At 46.4% G+C, this 19,109-nt stretch carries 15 protein-coding genes and 1 tRNA gene; 9 read left to right on the top strand and 7 right to left on the bottom strand.

Translation table 11 applies throughout. The annotated features are described in order from the left end of the window. Positions 1-3 precede the first annotated feature (3 nt). The 5 genes from SPIGRAPES_RS05020 to SPIGRAPES_RS05000 all read left to right on the top strand — a co-directional run bounded on the left by SPIGRAPES_RS05020 (position 4) and on the right by SPIGRAPES_RS05000 (position 5,788). Entirely contained in the window at positions 4-996 is a 993-nt protein-coding gene (locus SPIGRAPES_RS05020) for a sugar phosphate isomerase/epimerase family protein (protein WP_014269685.1), read from the top strand. Beyond that, positions 996-2,513: a sugar ABC transporter ATP-binding protein gene (locus tag SPIGRAPES_RS05015; protein WP_014269684.1), complete on the top strand. Its 1,518-nt coding sequence runs from the start codon at positions 996-998 to the stop codon at positions 2,511-2,513. The genes SPIGRAPES_RS05020 and SPIGRAPES_RS05015 overlap by 1 nt, the downstream gene beginning before the upstream one ends. Before the next feature lie 4 nt (positions 2,514-2,517). Continuing rightward, a complete protein-coding gene (locus SPIGRAPES_RS05010; protein WP_014269683.1) occupies positions 2,518-3,489 on the top strand; it encodes an ABC transporter permease in 972 nt (323 codons plus the stop codon). A 25-nt stretch (positions 3,490-3,514) separates the two neighbouring features. Next, a complete protein-coding gene (locus SPIGRAPES_RS05005) occupies positions 3,515-4,519 on the top strand; it encodes a substrate-binding domain-containing protein (protein ID WP_014269682.1) in 1,005 nt (334 codons plus the stop codon). A gap of 96 nt (positions 4,520-4,615) precedes the next feature. Further along, on the top strand, positions 4,616-5,788 hold the full coding sequence (locus SPIGRAPES_RS05000; RefSeq protein WP_014269681.1) for an MFS transporter: 1,173 nt from the start codon (positions 4,616-4,618) through the stop codon (positions 5,786-5,788). Positions 5,789-6,831: 1,043 nt separating this feature from the next. Here SPIGRAPES_RS05000 and SPIGRAPES_RS04995 read toward each other — a convergent pair. From SPIGRAPES_RS04995 to SPIGRAPES_RS04985, 3 genes are all read right to left on the bottom strand, one after another. Next, positions 6,832-7,263 carry a hypothetical protein gene (locus tag SPIGRAPES_RS04995; RefSeq protein WP_014269680.1) on the bottom strand — a complete coding sequence of 144 codons (432 nt, stop codon included), beginning with the start codon at positions 7,261-7,263 and terminating at the stop codon, positions 6,832-6,834. A 206-nt stretch (positions 7,264-7,469) separates the two neighbouring features. Then, entirely contained in the window at positions 7,470-9,665 is a 2,196-nt protein-coding gene (locus SPIGRAPES_RS04990; RefSeq protein WP_014269679.1) for a heavy metal translocating P-type ATPase, read from the bottom strand. Next, the gene (locus tag SPIGRAPES_RS04985; protein WP_014269678.1) at positions 9,662-9,868 is read right to left on the bottom strand and encodes a heavy-metal-associated domain-containing protein; all 207 of its coding nucleotides are present in this window, start codon (positions 9,866-9,868) and stop codon (positions 9,662-9,664) included. Before SPIGRAPES_RS04985 ends, SPIGRAPES_RS04990 begins: the two co-directional genes overlap by 4 nt. A 131-nt stretch (positions 9,869-9,999) precedes the next feature. On the opposite strand from SPIGRAPES_RS04985, the gene SPIGRAPES_RS04980 reads away from it, so the two are divergent. Then, positions 10,000-10,071: transfer RNA gene (locus tag SPIGRAPES_RS04980), tRNA-Val, on the top strand. A 530-nt stretch (positions 10,072-10,601) separates the two neighbouring features. Here SPIGRAPES_RS04980 and SPIGRAPES_RS04970 read toward each other — a convergent pair. After that, on the bottom strand, positions 10,602-11,348 hold the full coding sequence (locus tag SPIGRAPES_RS04970) for a PIG-L deacetylase family protein (RefSeq protein ID WP_014269677.1): 747 nt from the start codon (positions 11,346-11,348) through the stop codon (positions 10,602-10,604). A 33-nt stretch (positions 11,349-11,381) separates the two neighbouring features. Then, on the bottom strand, positions 11,382-12,716 hold the full coding sequence (locus SPIGRAPES_RS04965) for an MFS transporter (protein WP_014269676.1): 1,335 nt from the start codon (positions 12,714-12,716) through the stop codon (positions 11,382-11,384). A 377-nt stretch (positions 12,717-13,093) separates the two neighbouring features. Between SPIGRAPES_RS04965 and SPIGRAPES_RS04960 the strand changes: the two genes are divergently transcribed. The 3 genes from SPIGRAPES_RS04960 to SPIGRAPES_RS04950 all read left to right on the top strand — a co-directional run bounded on the left by SPIGRAPES_RS04960 (position 13,094) and on the right by SPIGRAPES_RS04950 (position 17,679). Beyond that, positions 13,094-13,321: a hypothetical protein gene (locus SPIGRAPES_RS04960; protein ID WP_014269675.1), complete on the top strand. Its 228-nt coding sequence runs from the start codon at positions 13,094-13,096 to the stop codon at positions 13,319-13,321. A 66-nt stretch (positions 13,322-13,387) separates the two neighbouring features. Next, on the top strand, positions 13,388-14,539 hold the full coding sequence (locus tag SPIGRAPES_RS04955; RefSeq protein WP_014269674.1) for an exonuclease SbcCD subunit D: 1,152 nt from the start codon (positions 13,388-13,390) through the stop codon (positions 14,537-14,539). Next, positions 14,536-17,679, top strand: a complete 3,144-nt coding sequence (locus SPIGRAPES_RS04950; protein WP_014269673.1) for an AAA family ATPase — start codon at positions 14,536-14,538, stop codon at positions 17,677-17,679. The genes SPIGRAPES_RS04955 and SPIGRAPES_RS04950 overlap by 4 nt, the downstream gene beginning before the upstream one ends. Positions 17,680-17,702: 23 nt before the next feature. Here the strand turns inward: SPIGRAPES_RS04950 and SPIGRAPES_RS04945 are convergent, their stop codons facing one another. Both SPIGRAPES_RS04945 and SPIGRAPES_RS04940 read right to left on the bottom strand, forming a co-directional pair. Further along, on the bottom strand, positions 17,703-18,125 hold the full coding sequence (locus SPIGRAPES_RS04945; RefSeq protein ID WP_014269672.1) for an FMN-binding protein: 423 nt from the start codon (positions 18,123-18,125) through the stop codon (positions 17,703-17,705). A gap of 4 nt (positions 18,126-18,129) precedes the next feature. Further along, positions 18,130-19,092 (bottom strand): FAD:protein FMN transferase, encoded by a 963-nt coding sequence (locus SPIGRAPES_RS04940; protein WP_172635065.1) that lies wholly within the window; start codon positions 19,090-19,092, stop codon positions 18,130-18,132. Positions 19,093-19,109: the final 17 nt, after the last annotated feature.

Here is a 19,109-nt window from a genome sequence, read left to right as displayed (position 1 = left end):
GCAATGGCTAGACCTATAACGATTTTTACCGGACAGTGGGCAGACCTTCCGTTTGAACAGGTTTGTAAGACCGTAAGCGAAATTGGCTATGACGGTGTCGAGATTGCTTGCTGGGGAGACCATATGGATGTCGAGAAGGGGGCAAAGGACCCTTCCTACATTGCAGAGAAAAAAGCAATCCTGAAGAAATACAACCTGCAGTGCTTTGCCTTGGGAAACCATCTTGGTGGCCAGTGCGTAGGCGACGCCTTTGGTGATCCGCGGCTTGCAGGCTTTGCCCCGAAGAAACTGAGTGGCAATGACCAGGCGATCAGGGACTGGGGTATCCAGCAAATGATGTATACCGCCCAGGCTGCAAAGAATATGGGATGTTCGGTGGTTACCGGATTCATGGGTTCCCCCATCTGGAAGTTTCTCTATTCATTCCCTTCTACCAGTGAAATGATGGTAGAGGCCGGGTATCAGGAAATCTATGAACTATGGACCCCCATCCTTGACGAATTTGACAGGCAGGGCGTCAAATTTGCCCTTGAAGTACATCCGTCCGAAATAGCCTATGATTACTATTCGACCGAACGATTGTTGCAGAAATTCTCGCATCGTGCAGCTTTGGGTATCAACTTCGATCCCAGTCATCTGCAGTGGCAGGGCTTGGACCCGGCTCTCTTCTTCCGGGATTTCGCAAAACGCATCTATCATGTCCATATCAAGGACTGCTATGTGAAGCTTGACGGCAGAAGTGGCATTCTGGGTTCCCATATCCAATTCGGTGACCTACGCCGTGGTTGGAACTTTGTTTCGCCGGGACACGGGGATGTCAATTTTGACATGATCATCCGTGAAGCGAATGCCGCCGGGTACAAGGGACCCTTGTCAGTAGAATGGGAAGACAACGGGATGGATAGGATTTTCGGGGCTACCGAGGCTTTGGCTTTGTCCCGGAAGATTAACTTCGATCCTTCGAACGTTGATTTCGACGGAGCCATGGAGAATTGATGAAAGGAATCGTCGATTCAAGAGACATCCTCTATCTCGATGGAATCAGCAAGGAATTTTCTTCCGTCCGTGTTTTGGATCAGATTACCTTTGGTATCCGCGAAGGGGAAGTAATGGGTCTGATCGGGGAAAACGGGGCGGGAAAGTCCACGCTTATCAAAATAATCTGCGGAATCTACCAACCGACCGAGGGTCAGGTACTGCTCAACGGCGAGTTGGTAGATATTCCTGATTATATAACCGGGAAGAAACTGGGTATCGGCATTGTTCCGCAGGAATTCAACCTTATCAATTCACTGACGGTGTATGAGAACATATTTCTCGGCAATGAAATCCATAAAGGACTATTGCTCGACAAGAAACTGATGCGATTGAAAGCGAGGGAACAGCTTGACAGGCTCAAAATGCCTGTTGACGTAGATAAGCTGGTCAGTGACTTGAGTGTCGCTGAAAAACAGATGGTCGAAATCTCGAAGGCCATGATCCTCGATGCTCGAATCCTCATTTTTGATGAGCCTACGACCACTTTGACTGGGCATGAGGTAGAAATTCTGTTTGACCTCATGAGGAACCTGCGTGAAAAGGGTGTCACCATGGTGTTTGTCTCCCACAAACTCCATGAGGTGAAAACCATTTGTGACCGGGTTACGGTATTTCGCGATGGTAAGCTTATCAGCGTTGACGATATTGCAGAGGTCGATGAGCATGACCTTGCCAGGAAAATGGTAGGAAGGGATTTCAGCCAGGTATTTCCTCCCAAATTGAAACGGGCAGAGAATACCGTAATCCTCGAGGTAGGCCATTTCTGTATTGCCAACCTGCTCAAGGATGTCAGTTTTACCTTGCGTAAAGGTGAAATCCTTGGCTTTGCAGGTCTTGTAGGGGCTGGGCGGACCGAAACGATGGAAGCCCTTATGGGGCTTAGGAGGCTGGAAAAGGGTACTGTTTTGCTGAATGGCGAGATAGTGAAAATCAAGAATGCAAGGGATGCAGTCGACCATAAGCTTGGATACATCAGCGAGGACCGGCAAGGAAAGGGAATAGTCCAAGGATTTGATATCCCTAAAAATATTTCCTTGATTTCCCTGCCTGATAAATATGTAAGGCATGGTTTCATAGACAAAGCAGCCGAGGATCTGTCGGCTAACCACTATATAGATGAATTCAAGGTAGTGGCGGCTTCCAAAAAGATGGAACTCAAGTATTTCAGCGGAGGGAACCAACAGAAGGTGTATCTGGCCCGTTGGATGGATACTGAACCCCAGATTCTGATACTTGATGAACCCACCCGGGGTATCGATATCAACGCAAAACGTGAAATCTATGAGTTCATCCATGCGTTGGCTGAGTCGGGGATAAGTTGCATTTTGATCTCCTCAGAAATGGAAGAGATTATCGGACTTTGCAGCCGAGTCTATGTAATGAAGGAAGGTCACATCGCCGATTGCCTGGAAGGCGACGAAATAACCGAAGAGAATATTATGTTCAATGCTACCGGGATCAAGAAGGGGAATTAACAAGATGGGTGAGAAGACTGTAGCAACCTACTTCAAGGATTTCAAAATAAAGGATCATTCTTTGGGAATGGCGTTTGTAGTCCTGTTTGTCATAGCCGCCTTTGTCGGATGGCCTAATTTTCTGAGGATCAGGAACCTTACCAATATTCTGCGGCAGATTTCCTATACGGGGATAATTGGCCTTGGAATGACCATGGTAATAATTTCGGGGGGGATTGATCTAAGTGTCGGCTCCATGTGCGCCTTTGTAGGGGGCATATCGATTTATTTTCTGAACCTCTTTGGGCCTGAGTCAATTCTGGGAATTGCCCTTACCATTTTATTCAGCTTGGTTCTGGGTATGGTCTGTGGTGCTTTGAACGGAATCATGGTAGCCAAGTTCAAGATGGCTCCGTTTATCGTGACACTGGGAACCATGTCCATTTTTAGGTCCTTGATCCAGTATTTTTCCAATGCCGGCAATATTCTCTCTGAGAATACGCTCTATGGGAGAATCGGGAGTGGGGTGTTCTTGCGGTTGCCTATTCCTGTCTGGTGCTTTTTTGCCGTCGGTATACTCTTGCATGTGGTGCTCAACCACACGGCTTTTGGACGGTACATCTGTGCAACGGGTAGCAATGAGCAGGTAGCCAAGTATTCTGCGATAAATGTCAAACTGGTAAAAATGATTCCCTACATCATAACCGGATTGACTGTTGGGGTAACTGCCTTGATGTGGTCGAGTAGATTGAATTGTATCAACCCCAGTGATTGCACGGGCTATGAAATGGATGCGATTGCCGCAGCTGTCATCGGTGGTACGCTGATGAGCGGTGGAAAGGGTAGCATAATCGGGACCATGATGGGTGCCGTTATGCTCGGTATCATAAACAACATGCTTGTCATGGGAGGTATCAGTGCCTTCCTGCAGCAGGCTGTCAAGGGTCTTGTGATTATTGTTGCTGTACTGCTTCAGTACAACAACAATGGTAAATAACAAAAGGAATTTTGGAGGAAAAAGGATGAAAAAAGCGTTTTTACTCGTGCTTTGTTTAGTTTTGACTGTTGGTTTTGCTTTCGCAGCCGGTGCTGCGGAAACAAAAAATGCCATTCCCAAAATTGGTATCGCAGTTCCTTCCCCCGATCATGGATGGACAGGTGGTGTCGGCTGGTGGGCTGAAAAGGCAGTAAAAGATTTTGAAGCAAAGTATCCTGGCAAGTATGAGTTCAAGGTATTGCATGCTGATGGATATGCAAAACAGCTTTCCGATGTCGAAGACTTGATGGTCTGGGGCATGGATTATCTGGTTATCCTTCCCCATGAATCAGCACCTCTTACCCCAGTGGTAAAAGAAGCCCACGATTCTGGCGTAAAGGTTATTGTTGTCGACCGTGGTTTGACTGACACTTCCTTTGGGTATATCAACCTCGCTGGAAACAATAAGGAAATGGGCAAAGTCTCCGGAATCTATGTACGCGACTATATGAAGAAGAACAACCTCACCAAGTATGTAGCGATGGGCGGAATGCCTGTTGTTATCGACGGCGAGAGAATGAATGCCTTCTTCGACGAGATGGGCAAGGATGCTTCCTTGGTCAACCTCGCCGGTGGCCGTGCCTATGATTTTTCTGACTGGTCGACCCAGAAAGGTCTCGAGCTGATGGAAAACTATCTGCAGAAGTATCCTGAGATCCATGCAGTGTTCTGTCAGGACGACGATGTCATGACCGGTGTCTTGCAGGCTATCAAAGAAAGCGGACGCAAGGATATCAAACTGGTATTCGGCGGAGCCGGTTCCAAGGCTGCCTATGAGATGATCATGCATGATGATCCTCTGGTAAAAGCAACTGCAACCTACCATCCGAGCATGGTATATGATGCAATCGCTTACTGTCTTGATGTTGCCGAAGGCAAGAAATCCTCTGACTTCAATACCGCCAAGGCACCGACGGCTGTTGTGCTTCCTTCCGTATTGGTAGACAAGAGTAATGTCAGCCAGTTCTACGACAAGGATTCTGTATTCTAGGATTGTGAATCTCCACTGCATCCCGGAAAAACCGGGGTGCAGCCATTTTCACTGTAGCTGTTGGCCCTCAAGGGCCACTTTTTTTGGGGAGGTAGCATGACACCGGTTATCATTTTTCTGGGGTTCTTCGTGTATTCCGTTTCGGTTACCATATTCGGGACACTGGCTAGTGCGATTATGGACACAACAGCCTTACCCCTTTCTCAAATGGGATCGTTGCTCAGTATCCTCCAAGCAGGTGCCTTTTTGGGAATAATCCTTTCTCCTGTTGTGCTCAAGAGACTCAAGGAAGCATCCATCTTACGGCTCGGGGTTATAGTCATGGGCCTCGCGCTTGGGACCCTTGTCTTTTTTCCCTCGAAGAGCATGCTGTTTGTCATTTTTGCTTGTCTGGGATTTGGTGGGTTTTATGTCGATAGCGGGTCAAATGCCTACCTTGCAGGCCGCTTTCCCGATAAACGCTCTACCTATATTCCCATCCTTCATTTTGTCTATAGCCTCGGGGCTCTCACCTCTGGGTATCTGATACTTCCATTCAAGGGCCCGTCCTGGCATTTTGGATATGCTATCTGTGGGTTTCTGTTGCTTATGTTGCTCCTTGTAGGTTTGCAAAGGGACAAAGGATCCTTAAAAGGGCAACAAGAGATCCAAGACCAGCATGAAAACCGGGAAAAACTTCCTGCCAAGGTAATCCTTCGTAACAAGAGGTTTCTCCTCTATTGCCTGGTGCTCATGCTGTATATGGCAAGTCAACAGACCTGTACCAGTTGGCTCCCGCTCTATATAGAAACCTCTTTTCATGCAACTCCGTCTATGGTGGCAGCCACAATGATGAGCTTTTGGGTTGGAATTGCCTGTATGCGTCTGATTGCCCCTGTTTTGCTCCATAGGGGTTTACACCCGCTATTGCTTACAGCCGGAGGGATGGCCTTATCCTTTGTTGCCTTATGCGGTGCCTTGCTTTCCCCCAATGTGGCCATTGCCTATGGAGCCATCGCGCTCAGTGGATTTGGCGCAGGGGCAACCATACCCTTGTTCATTGTTGAAGCTTCTTCCTGGTTTCCTGCCAACACTGCATTCGTTTCCGTTTTTTATATCCTGTGTGGTACCTTAGGAAGGATGGTATTCCCCTATCTGGTTGCAATCATTGCAGAGTCATACAGTTTGAAACTTGCCTTGTTACTGTCTTCTTTGTTATTGCTTCTTGGTTTTTTGCTTTCTGTGAACGTCTACAGGGCAGGAAGATCGAGTGGGGAGAGCCAGCCATAAGGCAAATGTAATGCAAATCAAAAGCAAATAGCTGAATTTTGTTTCTCTCCATTAGGAAAGGGGAGGGATAAAGAACTGGCAGACAGTTCCCTTTGGACGACCGAGAAGATTAGGCAAGAAGTGGAGGCTATGCATCGTTCGCCCTCAATATTGGCTGGTCGTATCCGGTGGGAAATTGGAAACTACTCGCTCTATTCTGAATTGCTGGGGAATAATGGGGTTAGGAACCTGTTTGGACTGAGTGAAGCAAAAAAAAATAACCTATCAGGCACACTCGATAGGTTTGTGAGATACGTACGATTTTCAAAATACTACGTCAAATGTATGGGGAAAGTGTCTTTTTCCCATAGGTTTTCCTATTGAGTGGCCCCTATCTGGAACAGACTATTTTGAGTTCGTCTACGGAAACAGTAAAGACTACTGTGATGCTTTGGTCTTGGCCATCGCCGATCGATAGCAAACTGTTGTTGGCTATCTTGTAGTCATAGGTTCCCGTGAATTCACATTGGCTGTATGTCCCTTCTACCTGACAGTACTGGCGATCGGTTCCAACATACTAGGTGATATCTAGCGTTTTGTCTCCTGCAGTCTCTTGTACCAAGATAAAGGACAGTCTTGTACATAGGGCGGGAAGACCCAGGTTCCAAGGAGGTCGTCGTAACTGACTCCGCCAATTTTCGAGTCACAACCGGTAAAAAAAGCTAGTGCACATACGATGCTTATCAATAAAATGATTCTTATATAGAGGTTTCCTCCTAAACAAAATTTCTATGAACCCATATTTCAGTATAATACCAATTGTTTATGGGCCAAGGTATTGGATATTACCAAAGGAGAGCAGAACCTGAGGAAACAGAGAGAACCAATATGCTGCATATTACTGCAGATATCTGTTTTAGGTGGTTTTGTTATCTGATGGCATGCCAGTATAAACTCTGGGGCACTTTGCTGCGTTTCGGTAGAAAGTATGAAAATAGAATAAAAAACAGGAAACCTTTCTTGAAAAAGATTTCCTGTGTATAAGATTCACTATTGAGTCTCGATTACGGAGCTAATACCCCAAGGTTGAAAGTCTTTCCATTCAGAGGGCCTGTCCCTGAGCAAACAGCTTTCAATTTGCTATTGGCATAGGTGAAAGTCACCGTTACGGTAGCGCCGCTGCCTGAGGTATCTGTGATTAATGGATCGAAGTAGTCGATGCTATAGCCATAGGTCAAGGAAAACGTTCCATTGTCATAAGACCCGTCTCCATAGCAAAAATAAAAATCAGATCCATCATACCAGGAAATGTCCAGCATTTTGTCTCCCTCTGATTCCATTATGCTGATATGGGGTCCGTAATCGTCACTGGCATCTGCTGGAAATTCCCATTCCCCTTTGATGTCGTCGAAGGCAAGTCCAATGCTGGGGTCACAACCGGCAAAGAGAAACATGATAATTGCGATGAACACGACTAATGAAATCTTTTTGTACATACGTGGCCTCCTGTAATAAAAATATACAAATATGACTTTTAGTATAAATGAAAATAGTGAGATTTCAAGCTTTCTACTTTCGCTCAGATAGACATCAGCCCCTGGCAATGCCAAGGGCTGGTTCTGAAAGTCTTTTTTGTGAGAGAAGTTGCTTTTCTCGGTTCAAATTTTTCTAGCATCAGAATGCTAGCTATCGGTATTTCTTCCTACTTGAACCTGTTGAGTCTCAAGGCGTTGGTTACCACACACACACTGGACATGGACATAGCAAAGGCTGCAAGCATCGGGCTGAGCTGCGGACCGCCAAAGAGGGTAAGCAGCCCTGCTGCCACTGGGATTCCCAATATGTTATAGAAGAACGCCCAGAAGAGGTTCTGATGGATATTACGCATCGTTGCCTTTGAAAGCAAGAAAGCTTTTCCAACGTCCTGGAGGTTGTTCCTGACCAATACAACATCGGCAGTCTCCCTTGCTACGTCAGTGGCACTACCCACAGCTATTCCAATGTCAGCTTTTGCCAGGGCCGGGGCATCGTTGATACCGTCTCCAACCATGGCTACCGTTCCTTTTTTGGCAAATTCGGTTACCGTCTGTTCTTTCTGCCCAGGAAGCTGGCCAGCCAGGTACTCGTCTATGCCTGCCTGCTTGGCAATTGCCCTGGCAGTCCGTTCGTTGTCGCCGGTAAGCATAACCGTTTTAATGCCTTGTCTCCTGAGCATCTCGATTGCCTGTGCTGTTTCTTTTTTCAAGGTATCGGCTACGGCAATGATACCGAAAAGTTTATCGTCCTTAGCTACGAGAAGAGGGGTTTTCCCTTGGTCTGAAAGGTCAAGCAACTGTTGGTTAGCCTTTGCATCGATAATGATGCCATAGGTTTCCATCATTGCCAGGTTACCGATCTTTATCTGCATTCCTTCAACTGTGGCTTCGATACCTTTTCCGATAGTAGCCTTGAAATCTTTGGTTTCAAACAGTTCATAGTGTTCTTGTTCGGCTTTCAAGACAACAGCCCTGGAAAGAGGATGTTCGCTGTTGTTCTCTACGCTGGCAGCAAGCCTGAGTAGAAGGGTTGTGTCATCACCGATCATGTCGGTAACCACAGGCTTACCCTCGGTGAGAGTCCCCGTCTTATCGAAAAGAACTGTCTGTACCGTTTTGAGTTGCTCAATTGCAGCGGCATGCCTAAACAGAATGCCGAGTTTTGCACCTTTGCCCGAAGAAACCATGATGGCAATCGGGGTTGCAAGGCCGAGAGAACAGGGACAGGCTATGACCAGAACGCTTACTGCCCTGATAATTGCAGTGTCGAAGGACGTACCACCAAGCATCCAGGCAAGAAAAGTCAGTACTGAAATTCCCATGACCACGGGAACGAAAACCCCGGAAATTTTGTCTGCAACACGCGCAATAGGAGCCTTCGAGCCCTGGGCTTCCTGGACAAGATTGATGATATTTGCCAACGCAGTGTCAGATCCTACCTTGCTTGCCCTGTATTGCAGGGTCCCGGTGGTGTTAATCGTCGCAGCGTAGACATTGCTACCCAAAGATTTTTCAACGGGAAGACTCTCGCCGGTTAACAGCGATTCATCGATAGAGGAAGCACCGGAAAGGACAACCCCATCGACTGGAAGCTTCTCCCCGGGTTTTACCAGTACGATGTCATCGACTGCCACAGAGGCAGCGTCAACAATAACTTGGTTGCCATCTTTGAGTATCGTGGCTTTGGAAGGTGCAAGTTCCATAAGTTTCCGGATAGCTTCGCCGGTTTTACCTTTGGAACGGTTTTCCAGGTAACGACCGAGCATGACCAAGGTGAGGATAGTCCCTGCGCCTTCAAAATACAGTGCATGGGCAGCCATATGGTTTCCCATCGAAAGCTGCACGATTCCCCAGAGACTGTACAAAAAGCTTGCAGTCGTCCCGATTGCAACCAGGCTATCCATATTCGGTTCTCTCTTGAAGAGACTCTTAAAGCCCTTTGTGAAAAAGGCTGAACCGCTGAACATAGTACCTATACAGAGCACCAGCTGGATATAGGCTTGGATTATGGGCGTGAACGGGACCTTGATGCCTACCATCGGTCCCATTGCAAAATAAAGCAGGAATACCGTAAGGATCGAAGAGATGATCAAACGATTCTTTAGGTTTTGGAGTTCCTGTGCTTTTTTTGCAGTTTTTTCAGCCTCGGTTTCTTTTTCGATGATAGAATACCCGATTCTGTCTACAGCACTTTTAATCTGCTCAAACGTCAATTTGGCCTCATCGAATTTGATCGAGGCAGTTTCCGTTGCAAGGTTTACCTGGGCAATATCGATGCCAGGTAACTTGTTCAATGTCTTCTCCACTGCAGAACTGCAGGAGGCACATACCATACCTCCTATTCCTACGTTTACTTCTTTCATGTACTCAGTACCTCAAAGCCAATTTCCCCGATCAAGGTTTTTGCCTCCGTGATTGTCTCTTCCTTGGAGTGCTTTATCACGACCTTGCCGGTTTTTGCATCGGCCTTTGCGTCCTTTATATCTTCAAGGCCCTTGAGGGCTTTGACCATTCTATTCTCACATCCATTACAATGCATACCTGAAGTCAAAATTTCGGTTTTCATAGGTTTATTACTCCTTGTTGATAACATACTGAATTGCTGGGATTTAGGCTAGTGATTTACTTTTTTTCAGAACCCCTCTAGACAGATTTTGAAATATCCTTTATTATCCGTCTTGTCGCATCGCGAACAACGGGCGGTTAACTCAGTGGGAGAGTGCCACCTTGACATGGTGGAAGTCGTTGGTTCAAACCCAATATCGCCCAAAGGCAAGCAGACCAGAAATGGAATGCTTGCCTTTTTTGGTTTGCCCGGCATGGGCAATAACTGGGTCATGGGAAATATCAGAACTACTAGCCAAAGGCAAGTGCAATCATGCGAGTGACTGTGTGAAGGAAGCCGGAGGCAAAATCCCGGGCCAACGAACAGAAACTGGATACAAGGCCGGTTGGCAGGACGAGTCTGCACAAAGTGATGAAGTCCGACCGCGAAGTCAAATTGGTAAATCCAGTGGCTACATGGGATGAAAGTTATTGTTCTTAACCGGGGAGGTCTGCGGCCTGTCTCCCAGCCTGCAATATCGGTGATGACGGGGACAAGGTACACGGAGTGTCAAAGCGACGTGCACTGGTCGGTCGCAGAAGTCAGCAGAGGCCATAGTAGTGGTAAAGGAAACACCAGGGTTATTCACTCAGATGGGGGAATCTAAAGCGTGAAGAAAAAGCACAAAAGAGTCAGGAGAATCCCAACTCTTTGATTCGTAGCTCGATAGTTTTTTGGAGAAACAGTCTTTTAGTCAGATATCATTTGCCTCTGCGAAGCAGTGCATATGTTCTGGACGCAGTACTTTTAAACCTTCCCCCAAGGAAAAGTCGTGGCCACTTGCAAGTTTTTGCCCACGCATCTGGAAATAGGCGGTAAACAAAGCCAGCATCTGGTCATTCATCTGTGTCTTGTGTTCTGCAATCGCCTCGAATTTCAAGGCAAAGGTATCGGTAATATCGATTACTGTGTTTACATTATTAGTAAAATAAAACCCTATGGCCTGTACCTGCCAGCTGTTTGTCTTTGTTCCCCGCGGATACTGCAGTAAAGCAGAACTGATAAATGCTTGGCTGGCTGCTTTTCCGGTAACAATATGATCATTATGTGCTTCATAGGGTGCCCAGGGGTCGGGGCAGAAAATCGCCTCTGGCTGAATGGTACGGATCACTTTGGCAATTTCCGCTGCAAGGGTGGGGATGCTTTCCAACGATCCGTCACCGTGATCGAGAAAATGAAATTGGGAAACCCCAAGTTTTTTTCCTGCGGCAATTGCTTCCTGTCTTCGTAACTTGGCCAGCGTCTCACAGGTAAGAGTGGGATCGGTGAGTCCTAAATCCCCATTGGTTACCGTCAGGTACTCAATCGTACATCCTTTCTTTGCAAGCGCTGCAATGATTCCTCCCATTCCGATCTCATTGTCATCCGGATGGGGCTGGATACACAGAATATGTTTCATTCTGGTGATGTCAGGGGTGGAAAAAAATTGGTTTATATCCATTCTTATTGTCCTTCCTTGTAGTTGGTATGATTGTTACTTTCTTCGCAGCATTAGTTCTTCGCGTATTGAATTAATTTCCTTGGGCTTCATTTTATACAAGAGTATCGGTAAAATCGTAGCTAAAAAGCAGATTGCCGGTAACATATACATGATGAAGCCAAATCCCTTCTGTACGGTATCGTTAATTGGCATATTTTCGACATAGTGCATGCTGATCATGCTGAGGCCAAGAAACCATTTTGCGATGGTTCCGCTTAATTTGTTTAGGAACGTATTGGTCGAAAACACGATACCTTCCCCCCGGAATCCCAGTTTCCATTCCGAATAATCAATGGCATCCATAAGCATGGAAGTGCTCACAATTGTGGTAATCCCGGTAAAGGTAAAACTGAAACCCAAGGACAAAAGCCCTAACACCACATTTGTTGCATCTACAATAAAGGGCAGGGCACTGAAAAAACTCCCTAAAACACAGGCTACAATGAATATTTTCTTTTTATCATAGGTTTGTATGAGTCTTGGGGAGATAATCATGCCAAACAACATCCCGATGACCAAGCTCAACCCCATAAAGGTGATATAACCGGCATCGCCCCAGACATAGAGGGCAAAGTACATCTGGCTTACCTGACGCAGGTTGTTGACCAGATTTACCAAAAGCAACGACCCCATCAAGGCAAGTAAGGGTTTGTTATCGATGATTGTATGAATATTTTTCTTAAACGGAACACCCTTTTTTGCGGGGAGAATCCTTTCTTTTACGGTCAATCCGGTGGTAATCATCAAGATGCAACCCACAAGAGCGATGATGCTTGCAGATTTTGTATATGCGTTTGCCGTTCTCTCTCCCCCCAATGCGTTCAAGAGCAGTACACTACCGACTGAGACTATGACCGTACCGATTGTACCCCCGACCTTCCCAAGCGTGACCATTTTGTTCCTTTGGTATTGGTCTGGAGAGATGACAGACGATATTGCCCATATGGGGATGTCACATACAGTATAGGACATACCCCACAGGATATAGCAAACAGCGCCTAGGATTACGGTATTCGAAGCTGACCCGCCAAAATTGGTAAAACAGAGAATAGTTGTAATGCTGATCAAAACTGGTCCTATTACCAGATATGGTTTGAATTTACCCCATCTTGTGCTTGTCCGGTCGGCCACCATGCCCATTAGCAGGTCATTGACAGCATCCCACAGACTTGCAATCACAATAATGATAGTGACGCTTTGCGTAGGGATTTTAAGAAGGTCGGTGAAAAAAAACATAATATACATTGCCATGAAATTGTATAACATGTTTTGTCCGAGAAGCCCCCCGGTATATGCGATCTTTTCTCGTGCAGGTACGTTTGTGTCCATCTGTTTTCCCAATCCTTCGATTATTTTTTTGCGTATACCTATGCCTTGGTTACCGTTTTTCTGGCAACCAACCCGGCTATAGAGAAATGATCGTTTTCTATAATCTTTGTACTTTACGGTATCTATCTAAAGATACATGGATTCTATTTTACTGTTACTAGGAGTAGGTACGTCAAGAAGAAATTTGATTGATTTGTATGCTTTGCATAGTATGCGCTTTTCGGAACCATGTTACAGCTACGAAGGATTCTTTTTACAGGTGTGTATTTGCATGCATTGGTAACCAGGTTGTAAAACAAGAGAAGAAACTTTATTTACACCAAAACTGAGCCTAGGTTTTAACTGGGTACAATCGTAGACCAGGATTCCTTAACCATATGACTGCAATCAATGTTTCAAAATCGAGGCAGAAAAAAGTCAACGGTGCGTTCTGCAATGCTTCCATGTACCAAAAGAGAAAACCAGCGATTATCAGGGTGGTGGAATATTGGTTTCATCGGTCAATACCCATTGCCAAGGGCATCTATGCGAATGTAGCAATTCCCGGTATTCGTATAGAAAACGGACAGAAGCTTACAGGGGGAAATCAATCCCCCATTGCGTAAGTGTTTTGCCAATCGGTGGGGAAGTGGTAGAATGGACCTATTCGTATCAAAACCTAAGGAAAGAGCATGAAACTGCTACATATAGCTGACTTGCATATTGGAAAGCGCGTCAATGAATTCAGTATGATCGAAGACCAGCGTCACATTCTCTCCCAGATCCTCACTATCGTCAGAGACGAAAAAGCCGAGGCTGTTCTCATTGCCGGGGACGTATATGACAAAAGCCAGCCTTCGATTGAGGCTGTGGAGCTTCTTGACGAGTTTCTTACGAGCTTGACTGAGATGGGCCCCGCAATCTATATCATAAGCGGGAACCACGATTCTCCCGAGCGATTGGGATTCGGAAGCCGGATCCTTGGGAAAAACCGTCTTTTCATTGCTGGGGCCTTTACCGGTTCCCTGCAGGAGACGTTGCTGGAAGATGCCTATGGGAACGTCCATGTGTTTCTCCTGCCGTTTATCAAACCAGCAGTGGTGTCCCACTATCTGGACCAATCGGTAGAAACCTACGACGAGGCAGCCAGAATGGTCCTCGATACTGCAAAGATCGATACGTCAGAGCGTAATATCCTCCTTGCCCACCAGTTTGTGACCAATGGGTTGGAAATGCCCGAGCATTCGGACTCAGAAAACCTTTCTGTCGGGGGGTTGGATAATGTAGACGCCTCAGCTTTCATCCTTTTTGATTATGTAGCCCTTGGTCATCTCCATAGACCACAAACCTTGGCCAACGGTTTGTTGCGTTATGCCGGGTCTCCCCTCAAGTATTCCTTTTCTGAGGCAAGGGGGAAGAAATCGGTTACCATTGTGGAACTCAAGGAAAAGGGAACGAGGGAAATCAGGACCGTGGACCTTTTTCCCCTGCATGACGTGAGGGAGATCAAAGGGCCCCTTGCCCATTTACTGCAAATGGGGACCGAGGATGTTTCCGGCAACCAGGATTATATCCATGCAATCTTGACTGATGAGGAAGAACTCTACGATGCCATAGGGCAAATGCGCAGAATCTATCCCAACCTCATGGCATTGGACTTTGATAACAGCAAGACAAGCCAAACCAATGGAACTACTGCCATTTGCTCGGATGATATCGAACGAAAACAGCCTATCGAGCTGTTCTCTGATTTTTACCTGCAACAAAACAATGAAGAACTCTCAGCCGAAGGTCTTGCAGTTCTAAAAGACGTGTTTGCCCAGGCAGGAGGGAAAGAGCTATGAAACCATTGCATCTGAGTATGAGCGCTTTCGGCCCCTATGCTGACAAAGTTGAGGTCGATTTCACGCCTTTCGGGGGAAAAGGGATTTTTCTGATCACCGGCGATACAGGCTCTGGGAAGACCACGATTTTCGATGCCATTGCCTTCTCGCTGTATGGGGAGGCAAGCGGATCAATTCGTACTGCCGACACGCTCCGCAGTGATTTTGCCACTGCAAATACTAAAACAGTAGTAACCTTAACATTCTTACATAGAAATCTTCTCTATGTACTGGAAAGAAATCCTCGCTATGAGCGTCCAAAGAAAACAGGGGAGGGCCTTACAACCGAGACTGCCGACGCAACATTGAAACTCCCTAGTGGCGACATAGTCACAGGCTACCAGAGCGTGACTGCAAAAATCGTGGACATCCTTGGCATTACCTATGGGCAATTCAAGCAGATTTCCATGATTGCCCAGGGTGAATTCCTCCAGTTGCTACTTGCAGACAGCAAAGACAGGGGAGCGATATTCAGGCGGGTTTTCAATACAGAACTCTATCAGACTGTGCAAAAACTCTTGAAAGTGAAGGAAAGTGAAGCTAAAAGACAATGCGAAGATACCGACTTGCGTATCTTGCAATACATAGCCGGTATTTCCTGTCCTGAAGATGATACCTCTATCCTATCGGCTGAGAAATGCCGTACTTCTTCCATCCATGATGCTCCTGCCATTTTAATGGAGTTGCATGCGCTCGTGCAAAGTGACAAGGAAGCCTTACAGACAGTAAGGACGCTATCAGGTGAGCTCAAGCAACACCATTCCCAGCTAGTTTCATCTATGATACAGGCAGAATATACCAACCAGAAGTTCAAAGACCTAAAAAAGGCTGAGACAACCAAACAGGACTTGCTCGATTCTGTCGAGGATTACCACAAAAATGAAGTATGCCTTCGTTCTGCCGAGATTGCCCTGTATTCCCTCAAGCCCTTACAGGATGCCTACCAAACGTCAGTTGCCAACGTGAAGGAGCTTCTTTTTGCAATCGAAAAGACAGAAAAAGCTTTGGTTATCCAGAACCAGGAGCTAGAAACCCTCCTTGAGGATTATACAAAAGAAACGAAAAAAGAGGAAAACAGAGAGGCTCTCTCCTCTTTGATCGAACGACTTTCCCTGACGCTTCCGCTCTATGCGCAGATGGAGGAAAAACAGAAGAAATTGGATGCATTGGTTTCTAGTCAAACGCAGGGAAACCTTGACCTGCAAGTGCTAAAAACCAACCAGCAAGGGTTGCAAACAGAGAAAGAAACCACTCAGGAAGCATTGCAGAAACGAGAAAATGTAGAAGTTGCCCTGGCATCCTGCCTTCAGGAACATAAAAACCTCACGAGTACAAGATGCAATCTGCTTGAAATGCAATCTTCTTTGGAGACAGTGGAAAAGCGAATAGGGGAATATGCAAAGATTCGAGAAAGCTACCTGGCATTGGAAGGGGCCTTCAAAGAAAGCAATACAACGTATCTTGAGGCTGAGGCTCTCTTTTTCCGGGAACAGGCGGGAATCCTGGCTGCTCAGCTGGAAGAGGGGAGGCCTTGCCCTGTCTGTGGTTCTACCATCCATCCGGACAAAGCAAAGGTGTTATTTGAAGCTCCCCGTGAGGCAGAGCTACAGGCTATGAAACAGGCAAGTGACAAGGCGAGGCAGAGTTTGCAGGACGCAAGTGAATCGATGTCTTCAAAACGCACGGAAATCAGGGAATCATGGGCTCTGGTAACCAAAATGGCCACGGTAGTGGGTATCGAAGAAGAGACAGAGCCTGATCTCTCCGTGCTTTTTTCAAAAGTGGAAGCGAAATTGCAGACAATAGGTCTGCAACTAAGTGAAAACGAAAAGGCTATTGCAGAATTACGAAAACAGGAAGAACAGAAAAAACAATTGAAAACATTGCTTGCCGAACTGGAGATATCGTTGGCAAACAAAGCGAATGAACTGAGAAAACAGGAGCAAGCCCTTGTTGTTCTCGGTTCTTCTGTAGCTATGGTGCAGGGCGAATTGGCGACAATGCGACAATCACTGGAATACAATACTACAGACGAAGTAAACAAGGTGATTGCAAAACAGCAATCGGTATTGGATGCAATGAAAAAGCGATTCAAAGAAAGTTCAGAAGCCTACCAAAAATGTAAGGAACTACAGCATGGCAACCAGATGCTTCTTTCTGACCAGAAAGAGCGGTTGGAACTAGCACGAAAGGAAGAAACGAAGGCAAGCGAGGCTTTTTCCAGGCAAGTGGAGGCCTCAGGTTTCGAAGATTCTTACGCCTATCAAGCAGCTTTGAAAAGTGAGCAGGAGATTAGAGAGCTGAAAACATCCATTGCACAATTCAGCGATGCCTTGAAGGCTAACCAACAGGATATTGAACGGCTGGAGAGGGAAACCAAAGACCTAAGGATAGAGGACCTGCAAGCACTGATACAAAAGAAGGAGGGTGGAGAGGAACAACAGCACCAACTCGATGCACATCTGCAGACGCTGTCTTCCCGTCTAGGGATAAACGAGAAGGTATCCTCTTTTCTGGCCAAAGAGCTTGCAGACGTTCAGGCAAGCCGCGATACCTATCTGCTGGTCAGTAACCTCTCCAAGACGGCAAGCGGTGAGTTGTCAGGTAAACAGAAAATTGCGTTCGAACACTATGTGCAGGCCGCCTATTTCAATCAAATACTGTCAGAGGCCAATAAGCGGCTCAATCGTATGGCAAACGGCCGATTTGCCTTGTTGAGAAAAGAGGAATCGTCTGATCTCCGATCCCAGGCTGGGTTGGAAATAGTGGTTCTTGACCACTATACCGGACGGGTTCGCCCGGCTAAGTCCTTGTCAGGGGGAGAGTCTTTCAAGGCCTCTCTCTCACTTGCCCTCGGATTGTCGGATGTAATCCAAAGCTATGCCGGGGGAGTGGAGATAGATACACTCTTCATTGATGAGGGGTTCGGAGCCTTGGACACGGAATCGTTGGAGCAGGCCATACAGACTTTGGTCTCTCTTTCCCAGGGAAATCGTCTGGTGGGTATCATTTCCCATGTGAGCGAACTCAAGGAACGGTTGGACAGGCAGATCGTAGTCAATAAAAGCCATCTGGGAAGTTCTGTCCTGGTGAAGGCCTAAAGTCGCGACTTCGCTTTCTGCACTCATTTTCCCTGTGATTGCATCAGGGCGTTTTCCATTGCTTTCAAGTGTGTCTTTGAAGTGAGGGTAGCGCCACTGATTACATCTACATCGAAGGTTTTCTTTTGCAGTACAGAATCAAAAAGCTGATCGATGGTTTGGTCCCCCTTCAGGGGTACCGCTTTTCCGTTTTTGTCGATGGCGCCTTTTTTAATCTTTACATCTGAAACAATACCTTTGGAAACCACGACTGCAACCTGAGTGTCGCGCATATGTGATTTTGTTCCTTTGAATTCTCCCACATACGTTCCATCCTGCAAGGTATCGAAATCGATGGAAGAAAAAGTCAGCTCTGCGATTTCTTTGCGTCCCGGTGCATCAAGCAACATTCCGGCAATGAGAACAGCCACTATTGCACATACAATAATCATGAGAATCCAAAACATCTTCCTACTCCTTTTTTTTGTTGTGTTTTTCATTTTTTTCTTTCCTTTTAACCACAGATAGTTCCATCGGTTCAGCGATATGGAATTTTGAAACAAGGTTTGGTGTAATCAGTACGCATAGTCGGGAATCTGCGAATACAGCTTCAGCGCCAGGGAATCTTGACAGGATTTCCAATCCGGTTTCTATCCCTGACATAAACAATAGTGTCGAAAGGGCATCCGCGACCAGGGAATTGCCATACACAACGGTAACACTGGAGAACGCCGATTGTACAGGGTACCCAGTTGTTGAATCCAGAATATGATGCCATCTTTTTCCTTTTGGGCCTATGAAGAATCGTTCGTAATCACCAGAGGTTACTATTGAGGTGTTACAGGCATCCAAAACACCAAGCATCGAGTCAGGTTTCCTTGGATGCCGTATTCCTACCTTCCATGGGTTCCCCTCAGGTTTTGTTCCCCGTACTACAACATTTCCACCGATATTGATGAAAGCGGAGGAAATCCCGTACGCATCGAGTATGCCTACACAATAATCTGTGGCACACCCTTTAGCGATACCTCCTACATCAATCGATTGGCCAAGCTTGCGCAGACCCACCCTAGAGCTGTCTGCTGTGAGTACCAAATCATCTGGGTCGGTCAATGGCAAAACCTTTTTGACCATTGACCGAGTAGGCGGCCTAACTGCATGTTTGTAGTCCCACAGGTCAACCAAGGGACCAACCATCACATTGAAAACCCCTTCTGATAGCTTTGAGAAAGACTTGGCCTGGGAAAGTAAGGCAAATGTCTCAGGAGCAACCGTAACAAATTCTTTGCCTGCAGCTGTGTTGATTTTCCCAATATCGCTGGAAGGCAGGTATCGGCTCCACAGGTTCTCCAGAAGGTGTAGTTCCAATTGAATCGCCTGCATTGCCTCTTTAGCATGTTCTCCGAACAGTTTGCATTCTATTTCTGTATTCATGCCAAAGAATTTTTTTG

This window comes from Sphaerochaeta pleomorpha str. Grapes (genome assembly GCF_000236685.1).
Classification (GTDB): domain Bacteria; phylum Spirochaetota; class Spirochaetia; order Sphaerochaetales; family Sphaerochaetaceae; genus Sphaerochaeta; species Sphaerochaeta pleomorpha.
This window is presented reverse-complemented; position numbering and strand designations above follow the sequence as displayed.

Coding starts and splice junctions, on each gene's coding strand:
- SPIGRAPES_RS04960 (WP_014269675.1), top strand. CDS start 13,094: ATGACTGCAATCAATGTTTCAAAATCGAGGCAGAAAAAAGTCAACGGT.
- SPIGRAPES_RS05000 (WP_014269681.1), top strand. CDS start 4,616: ATGACACCGGTTATCATTTTTCTGGGGTTCTTCGTGTATTCCGTTTCG.
- SPIGRAPES_RS04990 (WP_014269679.1), bottom strand. CDS start 9,665: ATGAAAGAAGTAAACGTAGGAATAGGAGGTATGGTATGTGCCTCCTGC.
- SPIGRAPES_RS04940 (WP_172635065.1), bottom strand. CDS start 19,092: ATGAATACAGAAATAGAATGCAAACTGTTCGGAGAACATGCTAAAGAG.
- SPIGRAPES_RS05015 (WP_014269684.1), top strand. CDS start 996: ATGAAAGGAATCGTCGATTCAAGAGACATCCTCTATCTCGATGGAATC.
- SPIGRAPES_RS04985 (WP_014269678.1), bottom strand. CDS start 9,868: ATGAAAACCGAAATTTTGACTTCAGGTATGCATTGTAATGGATGTGAG.
- SPIGRAPES_RS04950 (WP_014269673.1), top strand. CDS start 14,536: ATGAAACCATTGCATCTGAGTATGAGCGCTTTCGGCCCCTATGCTGAC.
- SPIGRAPES_RS04955 (WP_014269674.1), top strand. CDS start 13,388: ATGAAACTGCTACATATAGCTGACTTGCATATTGGAAAGCGCGTCAAT.
- SPIGRAPES_RS05005 (WP_014269682.1), top strand. CDS start 3,515: ATGAAAAAAGCGTTTTTACTCGTGCTTTGTTTAGTTTTGACTGTTGGT.
- SPIGRAPES_RS05010 (WP_014269683.1), top strand. CDS start 2,518: ATGGGTGAGAAGACTGTAGCAACCTACTTCAAGGATTTCAAAATAAAG.
- SPIGRAPES_RS04970 (WP_014269677.1), bottom strand. CDS start 11,348: ATGGATATAAACCAATTTTTTTCCACCCCTGACATCACCAGAATGAAA.
- SPIGRAPES_RS05020 (WP_014269685.1), top strand. CDS start 4: ATGGCTAGACCTATAACGATTTTTACCGGACAGTGGGCAGACCTTCCG.
- SPIGRAPES_RS04945 (WP_014269672.1), bottom strand. CDS start 18,125: ATGTTTTGGATTCTCATGATTATTGTATGTGCAATAGTGGCTGTTCTC.
- SPIGRAPES_RS04995 (WP_014269680.1), bottom strand. CDS start 7,263: ATGTACAAAAAGATTTCATTAGTCGTGTTCATCGCAATTATCATGTTT.
- SPIGRAPES_RS04965 (WP_014269676.1), bottom strand. CDS start 12,716: ATGGACACAAACGTACCTGCACGAGAAAAGATCGCATATACCGGGGGG.